Source organism: Pseudofrancisella aestuarii, from assembly GCF_003574475.2.
GTDB classification, from domain to species: domain Bacteria; phylum Pseudomonadota; class Gammaproteobacteria; order Francisellales; family Francisellaceae; genus Francisella; species Francisella aestuarii.
In genome coordinates, this window is sequence record NZ_QLIS02000002.1 from 377,839 (window position 1) to 395,001 (window position 17,163).

Consider the following 17,163-nt stretch of genomic DNA (forward strand, 5'->3'; position numbering starts at 1 on the left):
CTATTTGAATTCTTCCTTTAATTTCTCAATAATATCTTTTGCCTTTTTATTTATTATGTTTTTATTATCTTTTTGAGCTTGGTATTTTATATCTAATTCAAACTCCTCAAGCTTTGAAAAAAAAGTTTTCTTTTTTAGAATTTCAAGATATTGATCATGAAGTTCCTTAACTTTGGTTTTTATGAATGAGTTATTACCTTGAATAACTAACTTGGTAGGTGAATAAAATACAACATTTGTATTTTCTAAATATGGTAGTTTAATTTTCTTAAATTCTTTATTGGCGACCTCTACACTAGATAATATATGAGATGCTTGTTTGATTAATTTTTTGCTATCTAAAGTATGATCTTTTATTTTTGCTCTAGTTTTATGTTTCTTAATGTTAGAAACTTTTTCTGGAAATATTCTTATGCTCATATAACTCCATTATTTACTAGATTTATATAAAATTGTTCTTTTAGTGATTCTATGGTTTCTTGTCTGCCATTATTAGAGCTTGCCTCTAAATTAAAAATTTTTGTTGTTATGTTATTAGTATAATTTTCTTTAGTAATAACTTCTATCTTAGAACTTATATAATACTCGCCCTTATCTGAAGAAGTTAGGAATTTTTTATTTTTACATATGAAAATAATATTAGCATCTTCCATATTGGGAACAATATTATAACCCTCACTTAATAGATATTTTTTTAAAGGAGCATAAAAATAACCAGAATTTTTGTTTATATATAATTTTAAATTTGGTTTTATATCATAAAATTTGTTTGTGTAGTTTACTATATCTCTCAAAAAAGGCTGAATATCTATTGAAGAATCTAATAAAAGCAATGTAATAGAAGCATTCTTTATGTAAGATATATTTTTAGATATATTTTCGGTAGCTTTAAATTTTATAAGAGAGTCTTTATTTGCACTAATTTTATAATCATGATCTATCTCATAACCTTTATTCTTTATATTTTCTTTGATTTCGTTTATGGCAGAAAGTTTATTAACTTTTAGTTGAACATAAAATCTATCATTTATTTGTTGTTGATTTTGTATTTGATAGTTCTGAATTATCACATTTGAAGTTTGAGTCTTTGTTTTAAGTGATAGTTGTTGCGATATAGAGTTATTATTTGATGAGGTTTCAAGAATGGAATTGGTTGATACTAAAACCTGTAATCTTTCTATCATATTTGCAAGAGCGTTGTTGGTGGCTTCTGCTAGGCTTTTGCCTTCTCCAATACCATATATATATTCTTCATTATTGTTTATTTCATTTATGTACCATTCTGGTATATAAATAGGAAGATTTTCTTTAATAGAATTATTTATTTTGTGATCTCCAAAAGCTGTATTATCTATATTGGTAGTATTAGTAGTGCAACCAAAGCAAAAAAAGCATAACAATATTATCAGTTGGTTTTTTAGCTCTTTCATAATAAATATAGGCAATTGAGGATTATTTTTAGAAGTTTACGAATATAAACTAAACATATCATAATTTAATTTTTTTCTAAACTCTATATAATTAACATAGGTTTATATTACTTATTAAAATTTGATTTATAAAATGTTTGGTCCAATAGTAAGAAAGATTCTCGGAAGTCGTAACGATAGGCTTATAAAAAAGATTAGTAAAACAGTTGAAAAGATAAATGAATTAGAACAATCATTTGAGGCTTTGTCTGATGAAGAATTAAGAAATAAAACTTTAGAGTTTAAAAAGAGGCTGGAGGAAGGAGAGACTTTAGATCAAATTTTGCCGGAAGCTTTTGCTGCAGTTAGAGAGGCATCTAAAAGAACTAAAGGCATGAGACATTATGATGTTCAAATGATTGGCGGTATCGTTCTTCATATGGGTAAAGTTGCTGAAATGAGAACGGGTGAAGGTAAAACTTTAGTTGCAACATTGCCAGTCTATTTAAATGCGTTAACAGAGAAAGGTGTTCATGTAATCACAGTTAATGATTATCTTGCAAAACGTGATGCTGAGTTGATGGGAGAAATTTATAATTTCTTAGGGCTATCTGTTGGAGTAATAGTTGCTGATTTAAACCAAAGACAAAGAAAAGAAGCTTATGCTTGTGATATTACTTATGGAACCAATAATGAGTTTGGTTTTGATTATTTAAGAGATAATATGGCTTTTGATAAGGAAGGCCAAGTTCAAAGAAGTCGTAATTTTGTAGTAATAGACGAAGTTGACTCCATTTTAATTGATGAAGCTAGAACACCATTAATTATTTCAGGTGCTTCTGATGATAGTTCAGAAATGTATAGGCTTTTTAATAGGCTTGTACCATTTTTACAAAAGCAAGAAAAAGAAGAGTTAGAAGAAGATCAAGAGGAAAAAGATTTCTATGTCGATGAGAAATCTAAAAGTGCATATTTAACAGAAAAAGGTCATATAAAGATAGAAGACATGCTTAAAAAAGAAGGTGTCTTAGAGGAAAGTGATAACTTATATAGTCCTAAAAATATTACTAAGATGCATTATCTAAATGCATGTCTTAGAGCGCACTCTCTTTATCAGTTAAATGTTGATTATATTGTTAGAGATCAAGAAATTATAATTATTGATGAAAGTACTGGTAGAGCAATGCCTGGACGTCGTTGGTCAGATGGTTTACATCAAGCTATAGAGGCAAAAGAGGATGTAAAAGTTAATGCAGAGAATCAGACTTTAGCATCTATTACTTTCCAAAATTTCTTTAAACTGTACAATAAAATGTCAGGTATGACTGGTACAGCTGATACAGAAGCTTTTGAGCTACATTCAATATATGGTTTAGAGGTTGTGGTAATTCCAACAAACAAACCAATTATCAGAAAAGATCATAATGATATGATTTTTGGAAGTATGAAAGAGAAATTTCATGCGATTGTTGAAGATATAAAAGAAAGATCTTCAAATGGTCAACCAATACTTGTAGGAACAGCTTCTATTGAAACTTCAGAATATTTATCTACTTTATTGAAGAAAAAGAAAGTAAAACATAATGTATTAAATGCTAAACAGCATGAAAGAGAGGCTGGCATTATCGCGATGGCAGGCTATCCTGGGGCGGTAACTATTGCAACAAATATGGCTGGTCGTGGTACAGATATTATATTAGGTGGAAATTGGGAAGTTGAAATTGATGAGTTAGAAGAGCCAACTCAAGAGCAAATTGAATCAATAAAGTCAGAATGGACAGAAAGAAACGACGCTGTTAAGAAAGCTGGAGGGCTTTGCATAATAGGTTCAGAAAGACATGATTCTAGAAGAGTTGATAATCAGTTAAGAGGAAGAGCAGCTCGTCAAGGAGATCCTGGAGAAAGTAAGTTTTATTTGTCTATGGATGATAACTTATTAAGAATATTTGCATCACCAGCTTTAGCAGAGAGAGTCAAAAAAGGGCTTTCAGGCGGTGAATCTTTAGCTTTTGGGTTTATGTCTAAGTTTATTTCAAAGGCTCAAAGTAAGGTGGAAAATTATCATTTTGATATTAGAAAAAACCTTCTTGATTATGATAACGTTGTTAATGAACAACGTAAGGTTATTTATAAGCAAAGACAAGAGTTGCTAGATAGAGAGGATGTAAGTGATATCTTAGAGGCAATAAGAGAGGACGTTGCTGAACAGGTTTTCTATGAATATGTTCCAAAAGGAAGTATGCCAGAACTTTGGGATGTGGAAGGCTTAGAAGCAGTTTTAAAAACTGACTTTATGATTGAAGTAGATCTTCAAAAAAGAATAGAAGAAGATGACAATTTAGATGAAGATGAATTAAGAAAAATAGTTATTGAAGCTATAACTTTGGAGTATGCTGAAAAAGTTAAAGGTCTAGATGTCTCAGCTATAAAGCATTTTGAAAAAGTTTCTATTTTACAAGCTTTAGATAGCCATTGGAGAGAGCATTTAAGCTCAATAGATCATTTAAGAAATAGTATAAATCTAAGAGGTTATGCTCAAAAAGATCCTAAGAATGAGTATAAGAAAGAATCATTTGAACTGTTCTCCAGTATGTTAGATAACTTTAAATATGAAGTTATAACGTCTTTAGCTAAGATAAGAATAAATACTGAAGAAGAAACTCAACAAGCAGAGCAGCAATGGAAAGATTCAGTTGGTGAGATAAAAGCAGAGCATGAGAGTGTGCTTGATAATCCATCTAAGCATAGTGATGAAGAGGAACAGCAAGAGCAAGAGGCCCCAAAAGTTCAAACGGTTAAAAGAGAGGGTGCTAAAATTAAACGTAATGATCCTTGCCCATGTGGTTCTGGGAAAAAGTATAAACAATGTCATGGTAAAGTTGACTAAATACTAATTGAAAAAAGGATATTTAAAAGGTATAATCCATACCTGCACATTGATATGTGTATGAATTAAAATAACTACAAAAAGTCAGAAATCAGTATTGATAGTTCTGGGGTGTTAAAAAAATCTAAATTGAATAATGGAGTTTGTCCGTATGTACGCAATCATAAAAAGTGGCGGGAAGCAATATAAAGTAAAACAAGGTGAAGTTGTTAAGTTAGAAAAGCTTAATCTTGGCATAGGCGATACAGTTGAGTTTGATACAGTTTTAATTGGTCAAACAGCTGAAGGAGAAGTGAAAGTTGGAGCTCCTGTAGTGGCTGGAGCTAAAGTAGTAGCTGAAGTAGTTGAGCAAGGTCGTCATCAAAAAGTTAAAATAATTAAATTCCGTCGTCGTAAGCATAGTATGAAGCAACAAGGACACCGTCAGTATTATACTGCGGTAAAAGTTTCATCAATTCAGTTATAATTTTTTAAAATATAAAGGAGTATAAAAATGGCTCACAAGAAAGCTGGTGGTAGTACTAGAAACGGTAGAGATTCTAACCCTAAGTATTTAGGTGTTAAAAGATATGGTGGTGAATTTGTAAAAGCGGGTACTATTATTATTCGTCAAAGAGGTACTAAAGTTCATCCTGGTAGTAATGTTGGTTGTGGTAAAGATCATACATTATTTGCTTTACAAGATGGACATGTTAAGTTCCACACAGGTGGTGCTTTAAATCGTAAATTAGTTTCTGTAGAAGCTTAATTCAAAAATCTTATTCATTATCCTTTCTTTATTCGATAGATTCTCAATATTTAAAATTATAAAATAGCTATAAGCATTATATTTAAATATAGTCTGTTATTATGGCTGAACAAAAATCAATTAATTATTTCAAAGCACTTGAGGCAGCCGTTCACTCTATTGTTATTATAGACGATAGAGGCACTATTTTAATGGCAAATAAAGCTACTTGTAAGCTATTTGGTTATGAGCCTGAGGAGCTTGTGGGTGAGAATGTAAAGATATTAATGCCACCGAAGATAGCAGGAGAACATGATGGCTATTTAGATAAATATTCCAAAACTCATAAAGCATCTATTATAGGAACTGGTAGAGAAGTAGAAGCAATTAAGAAAAATGGTCAAAAATTTAAAATTCTTCTCTCAGTTAGTGAAATTAAAGATAAAGATAAAATAACTTTTTTAGGAATTATACAAGATCTATCAGCACAATATGCTCTAGAAAACAGGCTTAAAGTAGCATATAAAGCACTTGAAACAGCCGTTCACTCTATTGTTATTATAGATGATAGAGGCACTATTTTAATGGCAAATAAAGCTACTTGTAAGCTATTTGGTTATGAGCCTGAGGAGCTTGTGAGTGAGAATGTAAAGATATTAATGCCACCGAAGATAGCAGGAGAACATGATGGCTATTTAGATAAATATTCCAAAACTCATAAAGCATCTATTATAGGAACGGGTAGAGAAGTAGAGGCGATTAAGAAAAATGGTCAAAAATTTAAGATTCTTCTCTCAGTTAGTGAAATTAAAGATAAAGATAAAATAACTTTTTTAGGAATTATACAAGACCTATCAGCACAGTATGTATTAGAGAATAAAATGCAAATAGCGTTACAAGCTATAGAATTTGGTATATGGGAGTGGGATGCTGAGTCTGGTAGTGTGGCATGGGATAGGGGTATGCTTTCTCTATATGGTATAAAATTTAGAGAAGAGTTTAATAATCGATATGATACGTGGTTAGAGAAGATACATCCTGATGATAGAGAAGAGTTTGATCAGGATATGAAATTAGCATATAAAGAAAAGCGCTCTTTTGAAAAAGTATTTAGAATCATAACACCAGAAAGAATTAAATCGATACAGTCATTTGTTAACTATTTGCATGATGGAAATAATAATGTTTCAAAATTAGTCGGTATTAACTGGGATATTACTGAAAAAACTAGACTTGAGGACTATATATTAAAAATATCAGAAATACAAAATAAGTATTTAGTAGGGAAAAGCTTAAAAGAGATATTTCAAGAAGCTTTAGAACATACTTTAATCTTCTCTAATAGCGAGTATGGATTTATAGCTATTTATGAAGAGGGAAATAAGGACAAATTGAATTTATTCCTATCAAATATAAAAAATAAAAGAGTTCAAGAAAAAAGTATAGTTTTTAAGAATGTGCCAGAGATACTAAGAAAAACGCTAGAAGAAGGAACTGATATTGAGACTGATATTCTTCCTAAAGCTTCTTTAAATAATCTTTCTACAGAATATACAAATATTAAGAATTATATTGGAATTACAATATTTGATAATGATAAGAAAGTAGTTGGAGCATTGGGTTTAGTTAATTGTAGTAGTTATTATATGAAACGAATGACAGAGTTTTTACAACCTGTTGTTAGTTCCGTTGGAGCTATTATGTCATCAAATAAACAATATAAAGAAATAGAAAAACTTGCAAGCAGAGATAGTTTAACGGGATGCTATAATAGACACTTTTTTGAAAAAGAATTAAATAAAGAGTTTGAAAATTATATAAAAGTAGAAAAGACTTTTGCTGTACTTATTATAGATATTGATAACTTTAAAAAGGTTAATGATATTTATGGACATAAAATAGGAGATACAGTTTTAAGAGAATTTGCTAATAGAATACGCAGAAATAGTAGAGCTCAAGAAAAAGACTTGCTTGCTCGACTGGGTGGAGATGAGTTTGTCCTTCTGTGTAAAGATGTAACAGTAAGTGAAGTTAAAAAAATATCTCAAAGAATAATTCAAGTTTCTGAAAAACCTTATGTAATAGAAAATTTAAGCTTAGACTGTACAGTTTGTGTTGGAGCAGCCGTGTATGATACCAAAGAGACTCTAAGTGATTTGATGAAATATGCTGATTTTGCACTTTATGAAGCAAAAAAAGAGAAGCCATCGATTTGTATTTTCTCTGAAAAGACTAAAGAAAAATATATTCAAAGTAATAATCTAGATAATTTAGTTAATAAGATTTTAAAAGAAAAAAGTTTAAATATTTATTATCAGCCAATAATAAATATAGAAGATAATAGTTGTTCAAAGATTGAGGCTTTAATAAGACCGTCAGCTCCATTAAATGGTATTGATGTTCTTGAGATAATACATTTGATAGAAAAAAATGGATTAGCTGAGAAATTGAATTCTATAGTTTTTGATAAAGTTTTTGATGATTTAGAAAAAATAGAAAGTTTAAAAGAAAAAATTATTGTATCTGTAAATGTATCTCCTGTAGTTAAAGACCTCCCTAGTTATCTATCTAATCTTTGTGATTTTATTGATGCTAATAGTAGGAGAGTGTCTGCTAATATTCAATTTGAGCTAGAAATAACAGAATCAGCTTTTATGAAATTTTCCGAAAAAGAATTGGAAGAAGCTGTTAATAAATTACATGAATATAATATAAGATTAGCAATTGATGACTTTGGAGTAGAATATTCATCATTAAATAGGGTAGTTGCTTATAGTTTTGACACATTAAAAATAGATAAATCATTAACAGATAAATTAAGAGATAAAGATAATATTGCAGCAAAGAGTGTTTTTAAAGCTATTTTTTATATTGCCAAACAGATAGATCTGGATGTCATTATTGAAGGAGTTGAAACTGAAGAGCAGGTTGATAAGCTATATAAATTAGGTGGAAGATATATTCAGGGTTATTATTTCTCAAAACCAAAGCCACTTTTTGAAATAATAAAAAGATTTTTAATTTAATTAAGTTATTGATTAGTTAATTTTAGAATAGTATTTTCAGCATTTTCTATTTTGCCTAAATCTTCTGAGAAAAATAATTTTATATTTGTAATATCTTCAATAGTAGTATTTTCTGATATGGTAGTGCTTTTTAATCTATTTAAAACTATTAAGCCGTCATCTTTAAAAGTATTTGGTAGCCATATCCAAATATTTTTTTCAGATATGCGGGTTAACACATCAGTTTTTCGTAAAAGACTTTTTACACCTTTAATGAAATTGTCAATTTGTTCTATATCTAATTTTTTTATTACACTTATTTTTATTAAAGAAAATATATATTCTTTGTTTCGGTATTGCATGTTAGAGTTCCATTCTAGCATGCTATAAAAAAAGTCTGGAGAAATATAATTTATATTATCAAAAGCAGATAAGGCATGATCAATATCTATTCTTATGTATTGCTCTGCTTTATCTGCTATCTCATAGTTATAAATTTTTAGTTTTCCTAGATTGTGTATATCAGAAACAGTCTTACACTCTAGACATGTACTAATTATGTTTACTTTTTCAAAGTGCTTTCCACACTTGTTACAAGAATGTTCTGTAGATAGGCTTTCATTATTACAGTGAGGACAGCATTCTGAAAAAATTAAATGCGCAGATGAACATTTAATACAGCATAAACATGATTTAACTTGGCTTTTTATTTTAATAAATTCACTGGTTTCTAATTCAGATAGCCATTCTAGATAACAATTCTTTTTATTACTAAAAACTTCGATTAAAGGATAACTAAATAAAGAATCAGATTCTTCATTAAAATAGGCATCTAAAGTTTTATTGTATACTTTTCTCGTAAATAAGTAAGTTATTAACCTAAATTGCCAGTCTCTTTTAGCTCTATCAACTATATGTTTTTTATTACTTAAACTCGAACTTTCTTGTTTTATTACATTTATATATTCTACTAATGTTTCAAAATTAGAATATTGTTCATCAACATATTTTGTATCTTCAGGATTAATACAGAATATTGGTATCAAGTATGTTTTAGAGCTTGATCTGATATCATATATAGTATTAAGAAAAGCAGTTTGATCTTTTATATTAATAATGACAGCATCGACAGCATTGTAAGCTAAAGATAAATGAATTTGATCTTCTCTAGCTTCTGGGAAATCTTTTATTTCACATTTTAATTCCTGTCTTAGATCTTCTCCGATATCACCAAATATAGCTACTTTAGATTTGTCAGAAAACATTACTTATACCTTTTTTGATGTTCTATAAAAATTATACATTTAGTATGCTAGATAATGCAAAGATATAATTTTAAAGACTAAAAAAGAGTTGCTAGAAAAGATTACTATTTCTTTCCATATGTATTTTTATTTAGTTTTGAAAGGATTATCATACCAGTTACTACAGCTATTATTATTATGGCTATCATAATAGTTGCTAGAGCATTTATTTCAGGAGTAGGTCCGTTTTTAACGGTTGAGTAAATATACATTGGTAAGGTAGGGTTATCGCTTCCTGCTACGAATTCGGTAATTACAAGATCATCTATTGATAATGTAAAAGTAAGTAAAGCGGATGTTATTAATGCTGGCATTAGTTGAGGTAGCATAATAAAGAAAAATGTCTTAGTTGGGCCTGCTCCTAGATCAAGAGCAGCTTCCTCTTGAGATATGTCTAGGCTTGCTATTCTAGATTGCATTACAATTGCCACATAGGCTGTACACATAGTTACGTGCGCAATAACAACAGTAGTAGTGCCTCTTTCATGAGGCCAACCTATAAGTTGTTGAAAACTTGAAAAGGTAAGTAATAATGCCACCCCAAGGATAATATCTGGTAGTACTAGAGGTGTGGCAACCAGACCATATAAGAAATTTCTTGTACGGAAAAATTTAAATCTAGTAATAGCATAAGCAACAATAGTACCTAAGATGGTAGATATGATTGAAGCAAGAACTGCTATTTTTAAACTAACAAGAGCAGCATTTATTATGTCATAATCATCAGCTAATTCTTCATACCAGTCAAGTGTGAAACCTCCCCAAAGATTGATGATGGCTGAGTCACTAAATGAGAAAATAACTAAAATTATTAATGGGACATAGAGAAAGATAATTCCTAAAATTAAAACTGTATTGCTAAAATTAAATCTTTTCATAATTTCAAGCCTCTTTACCTAAACAAAAGTTTGTTTAGCTTGTATTCTTTGCATCCATAAAATAGGTATTGCAAGGATTATGATTAGTAGCATTGATATTGCGGCAGAAATTCCCCAGTTATTTGATGTGAAAAACTCCTCCCAAATGATATTTCCTATCATTAGTGTATTTTTTCCACCCATGATTTGAGGTACTACTACTTCACCAACGGCTGGAACAAAAATTAATAAGCTTCCAGAAATAAGACCAGGCATCGATAAAGGGAGCGTTATTTTAAAGAAAGAGCTAATTGGTTTTGAGCCTAAGTCTTCAGCAGCATCATATAGGATTGGGTCAATTTTAATTAAAGTACTATAAAGAGGTAATACTAAAAAAGGTAAGTAACAATACACCATGCCTAAGTACATTGAGAAATCATTATATAATAGAGCCATACTAGGAAAACCTAAACTCATAAGGAACTGGTTTAGCTTATGATTTCCCAATAATGTTACCCAAGCATATGTTCTAAGTAGAAAAGAGGTCCAGTAAGGGATAATTATAAGTACTAAGAAAAATATCTGAGTATTTTGCTTTGCTCTAGATAAAGCTAAAGCCATAGGATAGCCTATCAGAATACATAATACAGTAGTAATGAAAGCTACTTTTATAGAATCATATAATGCTGTAAAAATTAAATTATAGTGTAGTAACTCTAAATAATTTCTTAGATAGAGAGTGAAGTGTAAAGTATCATCTTTAAACATTAGTATAGGAGTAACTGGTGGAGTTCCATTTGCAGGAATAGTAAAGCTTATACCTAGTACAAATATGAATGGTACAAGTAAAAATATAATAAACCATGAAAATGGTAATAAATAAACCAGAGTATTTCTTAAGTTCCTATTTGATTTATCCATTATGAATATAACACCATTATATTTTGTGATTCCCACGTTAAATATACTTCATCACCCCATGAAGGATGATCAGCATTTCTTTCTATATTAAAGTCCGTAGATTTAACTATTTTGCCACCTTCAGTTCTTACGTGATATGTAGATAGTCCACCTAAGTAAGCAATATCTTCGACTACTCCTTTGATACAGTTTACAGGTTTTTTGGGATCATAATCTTCTGGTTTTTCTTTATCAATGAATATCTTTTCAGGTCTTAATCCTACCCATATTTCCTGGTCTTCTACACCATCTATATTTCTTTCTAATATGAATGATGTTTTAGCTTCATCTGATTCAATTACGCTCTTATTTTTTGAGGTTTTGCTAATTCTACCTTCAAAGATAGCACTTTTTCCAATGAAGTTAGCTACAAATTTACTTTTAGGGAATTCATAAATCTCTGATGGAGGACTTACTTGCTCTAGCCAACCATCAGACATGATTCCTATTCTAGTTGACATTGTCATAGCTTCCTCTTGATCATGCGTTACCATGATAAACGTGCTACCTGTTTGTTCTTGAATATCAACAAGTTCAAACTGCATTTGATCTCTTAGATTTTTATCTAAAGCAGATAGGGGCTCATCTAGTAATATTAGCTTAGGTCTTTTTGCAAGACATCTTGCTAATGCAACTCTTTGTCTTTGACCACCAGAAAGTTGATGAGGCTTTCTTTTTGCAAGATGCTCCATTTTAATAATTTTAAGAGCAGCATTTGTTCTTTTTTCTATATCTTCTTTTGGTAATCTATCTTGCTTTAAGCCAAACATAATATTTTGTTTAATTGTCATATGAGGGAATAGTGCATATGATTGAAACATCATGTTTACAGGTCTTTTATACGGCGGGATATTTGACATATCGACACCATCAATAATGATTTTACCATCAGAAGGTTTTTCAAATCCGGCAAGCATTCGTAATAAGGTACTTTTACCACTACCAGACCCTCCAAGTAGTGAAAAAAATTCTTTAGGATAAACATCTAGGTTGATGCTATCTACTGCCAAATGACCGTCGTCAAACTGTTTTGATAGGTTCTTTATAGTAACCAAGGGTTTTTTAGGAGTTTTAGACATCTTCAAACCTTCAGCAAATAAGATTTAGTGACGTTAATAATAAGTAATTTTTTTTAAAAGATAAAGCAATATTTAGGTAAATCAAAATAGTTAAAAAAACGTAGCTTAAATGTTACTATGTTTTTGAGGGAGAAAGTTAAATTTAGGAGATTGGATGAGTCTGTTTTATTTGAAAGGTTTAGACAACGTAACTCAAGAGTGTAAAGATATTTTATTAAATCCAGAAGTTGATAATTTACCAAATTGGTTTGATGGGAAAATCTTAAGAATAGGTCCAGCAAAATTTAATATAGGAAATCAAAAGTTAAATCATTGGTTTGATGGCTTAGCAATGGTTTATAAGTTTGAAAAGATAGGTAACGATATTGTTTTTAGTAATTCATTTTTAAAATCACCACAATATAGGGCGAATCTTAAAAATAAAATATTATTCGATGAGTTTGCCACATTATCTCCAAAGAATAAGCTTCAAAAAATACTTACATCAATTAAGCGTATACTAAAGATAAGTAAGGAAAGACCTAGCTGCAATGTTAACTTTATGAAAGCTGGAAAAAACTTACTTGCTATAACAGAAGTAACTAATACTATAAAACTTGAGAATGATGGTATTTCAACTTCGGGGGAATATAGTTTTAATGATGATATAAAAGGTCAAATCACTTGTGCTCATCCTCAATATGATCCAGATACTAAAGAACAGTTTAATTTTGCTGTAAGTATTGGAAAGGACTTTGAGTATAGTGTTTTTAGAATGAAAAACGAAGAAGAAAAGAGAAATATTATTTGTAAGTTTAAAAGTAAAGATTTCTTTTATTCTCATAGTTTGTTTTTAACTAAAAATTATATTATTTTATATGCTGGTCCACTACGAGCAAAAGCAACCTCTTTTTTAACAAAAACATTTAATGAAAGCTTATATTATAAAAAAGATGCTAGATGTGAGTTTATTTTTATTGATAGAAGTAGTGGAGATATTTCTAAAATTGATTCTGAGCGAATGCTATTTTTACATTCAGTTAATGCATATGAAAAAGATGGATTCGTTAACTTAGATATAGTTGCTTATTTAGATGAGCTAAATCCTTATGATAATTTGTATTTAGATAAGATAAAAACAGGTTCTTTTATGATGAGAACTGAATTAAGAAGATATGAAATAGATATTTTAAATAAAAATAGTGGCTATAAAATTTTGAGCAAACAGAATCTTGAGTTTCCGAGAATAAATCCAGGTTTCTTAACAAAAGAGTACAGATACGTTTATGCAGCAATGCAAAATCAAGAAACTTCAGAAGAGTTTTTTAATGGGTTAGTAAAACTTGATTTAAATAATGATCAAGAAGACATACTTTTACTTGACGAGGGAGAGTATATTTCAGAGCCAATCTTCATTAAAAAGCCTAAAGCGATTGATGAAGATGATGGTGTGATTTTTATTAATGTTTTGGATGCTAAAAAAGATTTATCTTATATTAGTATTTTGAATGCAAAAGATTTAACACTTTTATATAAAGCATATTTACCAATAAAGATACCTTTTTCTTTACATGGTATTTATTTGAAATAAAAAGAAAGAATTAGAAAGATATTTGTTGGGAGTTGATTAACTCCCTTTATATTTAGAATTTGTCCCAAGCATCTGTCCATGAAGCACTTGAACACCATCCAGTATATGGTCAGACTACATTTATAAAGGTTTCCGTCAGAAGCTTTAACAATGTCACCATCTTTATATGCTGTACTAGCAATATAGTTTGGATAGTTGTTAGGTGCTGGAGTTGGCTCATCATCTTTTGTAGAGTTGAGTTTTACATAAGTTAATAAAACTTTACTGAATAATTAATCCGTATAGATATCTTTATAAAAGAAATTGATATGATCTAATAAATAAAATGTATAAGCTTTATTTTAAAATATTAAATTAGATTTACTATAAGTGCAGAGGTTTAAATGAAAAATATTATTTTTGATTTTGATTCTACTTTGATAAAAGGAGAGTCGTTGGAAATTCTTTTAGAACCAATTTTAGCTCAAGAGCCACAAAAGCTTATTGAAATTGAGAAAATTACAAACATGGGCATGAGTGGTGATATTGACTTTAAAACCTCTTTGGAGAAAAGGCTGGCTATTGCGAAGCCCACTAAAAAGGCAATAGATGATTTTGTTAAATCTTATTGTCCTAATATTTTTTCTAAGGGTATGGTAGAGCTAATAAATAAGATGCACAAATATAAATATAATGTTTGGATATTTAGTGGGGGATTAGCTGATTCTATTAGACCATTCGCTGAACATTTGAATATACCTAAAGAAAATATTTATGCTGTTGAAGTTGAGTGGGGCAGTAAAGGAGAATTTATTAAATTAAATTCAAGTAATGGTGCGGCAGAATCAAAAACTACTGCTATGGATAAAATTAAAGACAAGTTTAAAAAAATCGAAAGTATAGTTGTTGGGGATGGCTATACTGATTATCAGCTTTATGAAAAAGGGTATGTAGATAAATTTGTGGCTTATGCAGAACATGCTCAAAGAGAAAATGTTTTGGCTAAGGCAAAATATATAGCAAAAGACTCTAAAGAGCTTGAAGCTTTATTATTTTAATTTTTTATTTGTTATTACTGAATGTAGGAAAGCCAAGGCTAAAATAAGTACCCCAATACTTCCACTAAACCATTCTGGAATGTGGAAAAATATTTTCAAAATCAAAACAATTGCTAAAAATCCAATAGCATAATGGGCGCCATGTTCTATATATATATATTTTGAAAGGGTTTCTTTTTCAACAAATAATATAGTTAATGATCTAACAAACATCGCACCAATACCTAGACCAATCATTATGATTATAATATTTGTTGTAATAGCGAATGCTCCTATAACTCCGTCGAAACTGAAAGAAGCATCAATTATTTCTAAATAAATAAAGCCCATAAGGCCATTTTTTGCTATTTCCGTAGTATTAAGCTGAGGTTTGTTAAAGATTGAGGTTAGTATTCCTAAAACTTCATGAGTTATTACACCTAACAAAAATGCTAAAGCAACTTTTCCTTGAGACTGTATAGGTGCGTATAGTACTAAGAGAAAACCTATAGTTATAGCAAAAACAATATATCCTCCATCATAAGCTTTAATTTTTCTTACTAGAACGTTGTTTTCTATAATTGGTATCCATTTATACTCATTGTTTTCACTTAGGAAAAAGTTTAAAAATACCATAAGCAAGAAAGCACCACCAAAGCCACATATTAAAGGCATAGATTGTTCTAATATTTCTTGGTATAAGAGAGGATTGTTGGTTGCAAGTTTAACAACCTCAAGAAAGCTAAATTCACTTGTTGAACTAACAAGAAGGATAGGGAAAACAAGTCTCATTCCAAATACGGCAATTGGTAGACCTACAACTATAAACATTTTTTGCCAAAATTTAGACATTCCATTTAGTATTTTTGCATTAATAACAGCATTATCAAAACTTAATGAGACTTCTAAAACAGCTAGTAATAATATGGTATATATTGTTGCAGCGATATTGTCTGGGAATAGATAAACGCCGATGATTATTCCTAAGATTGTAATAGCTATAGAGCCATAAAAATATTTTAAAATTTTCACCTAGTTTAAGACTATGTAATTTATTTTATAATAGTCAGATTTTAACATATAATGTAGTACAGTCAGTAATTTAATAAGTCTCATGGTTATGTCAATAGCTTTGTATACATTGATACTATTAGCAATTGTTTTTTTTCTTTGGAGAAATTTTCTTAAGAATAAAGAATTTGCTATAGATGTGGCACATAATGTGGCAAAGAAAAATGATATTTCTTTACTTGATGAGACGGTTTGTTTAAGAAAGATAAGAGTTAAGTTAGAGCATAAAAGATTGTGTTTTTATAGGGCATATTCATTTGATTATAATATTATGGAAAGCTTTGAAAGATATAGAGCATATATAGTATTACGAAATGGATTTTTAGATGATGTTATAATTTCAAGAACGGAATCTGTTTCTGCTCATGAAGATACAAGTATTTCTAACGCAAATCATGAGAGAAACGTTATCAATTTTGACGAATAAGGATAATTTATGATTCATTTATATCAGTTGCCGAAGTTTAAAGATAAAGAGTATAGTATGAGTCCTTTTTGTCTTAAGTTGGAGTTGTATTTTAAAGCTATGGGCATAGATTATGTAAATCAGTTTAGCCTTGAGTTAAGTAAGTCACCTACAGGAAAAATGCCATATATAGAAACTCAAGGTAAGAAATACGCAGACTCTGGGCTTATTATAGATATGTTAGAATCAGAGTCCGGTAACTCTTTAGATAGCCCTCTTTCAAAAGAGCAAAAAGCACAAGCTTGGGCTTTTATTAGAATGTGTGAGGATAATATATATTGGGTTGGTGTATATAGCAGATGGATTGATTCAGATAATGCCACAAATTGGAAAAGTATTCTTCAAGAAACTGTTGGTATGCCAAAAATAATGTTGAATTTATTATTTCCAGCAATGAAGAGAGGAGTTATTAAGCAACTTAAAGGGCAGGGATTATTATTGTTGTCTAAAAAAGAGATTTATCAAAAGGCTGAGAAAGATATTAAAGCAATAGCAGATTTTCTTAATGGAAGGAAATATTTTTTTAATGGAAAATTATCATTGGTCGATATTGTTGTATTTAGTATGTTAGTGATGTCGTTAAATGGAAGTTGCAGCAAGAGACTTTTAAATATTGTCAAAGAAAATAATTTAGAGAATTTTATAGAAAATATTAATACAAAATATTTCACTTAGTTTTCAGAATCCCCTTGTAGGTAATTTATCAAGTTTATATAATCAAAAGATGTGCTTAGAAAATATATCGTTTATTTAAGTATAGTTTGCTTTATTTATTTTTTATAGAGATATCTTTTAATCAAGGTTTGGGGGAG

At 29.7% G+C, this 17,163-nt stretch carries 15 protein-coding genes; 8 read left to right on the top strand and 7 right to left on the bottom strand.

Features of this window, described 5'->3' with window-relative positions:
* Both DNK87_RS05940 and DNK87_RS05945 read right to left on the bottom strand, forming a co-directional pair.
* Entirely contained in the window at positions 1–420 is a 420-nt protein-coding gene (locus DNK87_RS05940; RefSeq protein WP_119329960.1) for a hypothetical protein, read from the bottom strand.
* Positions 417–1,430 (bottom strand): LPP20 family lipoprotein, encoded by a 1,014-nt coding sequence (locus DNK87_RS05945; protein ID WP_119329961.1) that lies wholly within the window; start codon positions 1,428–1,430, stop codon positions 417–419. The genes DNK87_RS05940 and DNK87_RS05945 overlap by 4 nt, the downstream gene beginning before the upstream one ends.
* Before the next feature lie 133 nt (positions 1,431–1,563).
* Between DNK87_RS05945 and secA the strand changes: the two genes are divergently transcribed.
* The 4 genes from secA (at position 1,564) to DNK87_RS05965 (ending at position 8,049) form a co-directional block, all read left to right on the top strand.
* A complete protein-coding gene (gene secA / locus DNK87_RS05950; RefSeq protein ID WP_119329962.1) occupies positions 1,564–4,296 on the top strand; it encodes a preprotein translocase subunit SecA in 2,733 nt (910 codons plus the stop codon).
* Between the two features lie 151 nt (positions 4,297–4,447).
* Positions 4,448–4,762, top strand: a complete 315-nt coding sequence (gene rplU / locus DNK87_RS05955) for a 50S ribosomal protein L21 (protein ID WP_071664667.1) — start codon at positions 4,448–4,450, stop codon at positions 4,760–4,762.
* Between the two features lie 27 nt (positions 4,763–4,789).
* Positions 4,790–5,044, top strand: coding sequence for a 50S ribosomal protein L27 (gene rpmA / locus DNK87_RS05960; protein WP_119329963.1), 255 nt, complete (start codon positions 4,790–4,792; stop codon positions 5,042–5,044).
* A 101-nt stretch (positions 5,045–5,145) separates the two neighbouring features.
* Positions 5,146–8,049 (top strand): PAS domain S-box protein, encoded by a 2,904-nt coding sequence (locus DNK87_RS05965; protein WP_119329964.1) that lies wholly within the window; start codon positions 5,146–5,148, stop codon positions 8,047–8,049.
* 5 nt (positions 8,050–8,054) lie between these two features.
* On the opposite strand, the gene DNK87_RS05970 is transcribed toward DNK87_RS05965, so the two are convergent.
* From DNK87_RS05970 to DNK87_RS05985, 4 genes are all read right to left on the bottom strand, one after another.
* Positions 8,055–9,293, bottom strand: coding sequence for a TackOD1 domain-containing metal-binding protein (locus DNK87_RS05970; protein ID WP_119329965.1), 1,239 nt, complete (start codon positions 9,291–9,293; stop codon positions 8,055–8,057).
* A 104-nt stretch (positions 9,294–9,397) separates the two neighbouring features.
* Entirely contained in the window at positions 9,398–10,210 is an 813-nt protein-coding gene (locus DNK87_RS05975; protein WP_119329966.1) for an ABC transporter permease, read from the bottom strand.
* 18 nt (positions 10,211–10,228) lie between these two features.
* On the bottom strand, positions 10,229–11,110 hold the full coding sequence (locus DNK87_RS05980; protein WP_162523388.1) for an ABC transporter permease: 882 nt from the start codon (positions 11,108–11,110) through the stop codon (positions 10,229–10,231).
* Positions 11,110–12,228, bottom strand: coding sequence for an ABC transporter ATP-binding protein (locus tag DNK87_RS05985; RefSeq protein ID WP_119329968.1), 1,119 nt, complete (start codon positions 12,226–12,228; stop codon positions 11,110–11,112). Before DNK87_RS05985 ends, DNK87_RS05980 begins: the two co-directional genes overlap by 1 nt.
* Positions 12,229–12,382: 154 nt before the next feature.
* Between DNK87_RS05985 and DNK87_RS05990 the strand changes: the two genes are divergently transcribed.
* Positions 12,383–13,798, top strand: a complete 1,416-nt coding sequence (locus DNK87_RS05990; RefSeq protein WP_119329969.1) for a carotenoid oxygenase family protein — start codon at positions 12,383–12,385, stop codon at positions 13,796–13,798.
* Between the two features lie 383 nt (positions 13,799–14,181).
* Complete coding sequence (locus DNK87_RS05995) at positions 14,182–14,835, top strand: HAD-IB family phosphatase (protein WP_119329970.1); 654 nt, start codon at positions 14,182–14,184, stop codon at positions 14,833–14,835.
* On the opposite strand, the gene DNK87_RS06000 is transcribed toward DNK87_RS05995, so the two are convergent.
* Entirely contained in the window at positions 14,827–15,846 is a 1,020-nt protein-coding gene (locus DNK87_RS06000) for a DUF475 domain-containing protein (protein WP_119329971.1), read from the bottom strand. The genes DNK87_RS05995 and DNK87_RS06000 overlap by 9 nt on opposite strands.
* Before the next feature lie 88 nt (positions 15,847–15,934).
* On the opposite strand from DNK87_RS06000, the gene DNK87_RS06005 reads away from it, so the two are divergent.
* Together DNK87_RS06005 and DNK87_RS06010 are read left to right on the top strand one after the other, a co-directional pair.
* Positions 15,935–16,312, top strand: coding sequence for a DUF3301 domain-containing protein (locus DNK87_RS06005; protein WP_119329972.1), 378 nt, complete (start codon positions 15,935–15,937; stop codon positions 16,310–16,312).
* Positions 16,313–16,321: 9 nt separating this feature from the next.
* Positions 16,322–17,026, top strand: coding sequence for a glutathione S-transferase family protein (locus DNK87_RS06010; protein ID WP_119329973.1), 705 nt, complete (start codon positions 16,322–16,324; stop codon positions 17,024–17,026).
* Positions 17,027–17,163 lie beyond the last annotated feature (137 nt).

Bases quoted from the DNA above. Each gene is read 5' to 3' on its own strand.
- DNK87_RS06010 (WP_119329973.1), top strand. From the start codon at position 16,322: ATGATTCATTTATATCAGTTGCCGAAGTTTAAAGATAAAGAGTATAGT.
- secA (WP_119329962.1), top strand. From the start codon at position 1,564: ATGTTTGGTCCAATAGTAAGAAAGATTCTCGGAAGTCGTAACGATAGG.
- DNK87_RS05985 (WP_119329968.1), bottom strand. From the start codon at position 12,228: ATGTCTAAAACTCCTAAAAAACCCTTGGTTACTATAAAGAACCTATCA.
- rpmA (WP_119329963.1), top strand. From the start codon at position 4,790: ATGGCTCACAAGAAAGCTGGTGGTAGTACTAGAAACGGTAGAGATTCT.
- DNK87_RS05945 (WP_119329961.1), bottom strand. From the start codon at position 1,430: ATGAAAGAGCTAAAAAACCAACTGATAATATTGTTATGCTTTTTTTGC.
- DNK87_RS05980 (WP_162523388.1), bottom strand. From the start codon at position 11,110: ATGGATAAATCAAATAGGAACTTAAGAAATACTCTGGTTTATTTATTA.
- DNK87_RS06005 (WP_119329972.1), top strand. From the start codon at position 15,935: ATGTCAATAGCTTTGTATACATTGATACTATTAGCAATTGTTTTTTTT.
- rplU (WP_071664667.1), top strand. From the start codon at position 4,448: ATGTACGCAATCATAAAAAGTGGCGGGAAGCAATATAAAGTAAAACAA.
- DNK87_RS05975 (WP_119329966.1), bottom strand. From the start codon at position 10,210: ATGAAAAGATTTAATTTTAGCAATACAGTTTTAATTTTAGGAATTATC.
- DNK87_RS05965 (WP_119329964.1), top strand. From the start codon at position 5,146: ATGGCTGAACAAAAATCAATTAATTATTTCAAAGCACTTGAGGCAGCC.
- DNK87_RS05970 (WP_119329965.1), bottom strand. From the start codon at position 9,293: ATGTTTTCTGACAAATCTAAAGTAGCTATATTTGGTGATATCGGAGAA.
- DNK87_RS05940 (WP_119329960.1), bottom strand. From the start codon at position 420: ATGAGCATAAGAATATTTCCAGAAAAAGTTTCTAACATTAAGAAACAT.
- DNK87_RS05995 (WP_119329970.1), top strand. From the start codon at position 14,182: ATGAAAAATATTATTTTTGATTTTGATTCTACTTTGATAAAAGGAGAG.
- DNK87_RS05990 (WP_119329969.1), top strand. From the start codon at position 12,383: ATGAGTCTGTTTTATTTGAAAGGTTTAGACAACGTAACTCAAGAGTGT.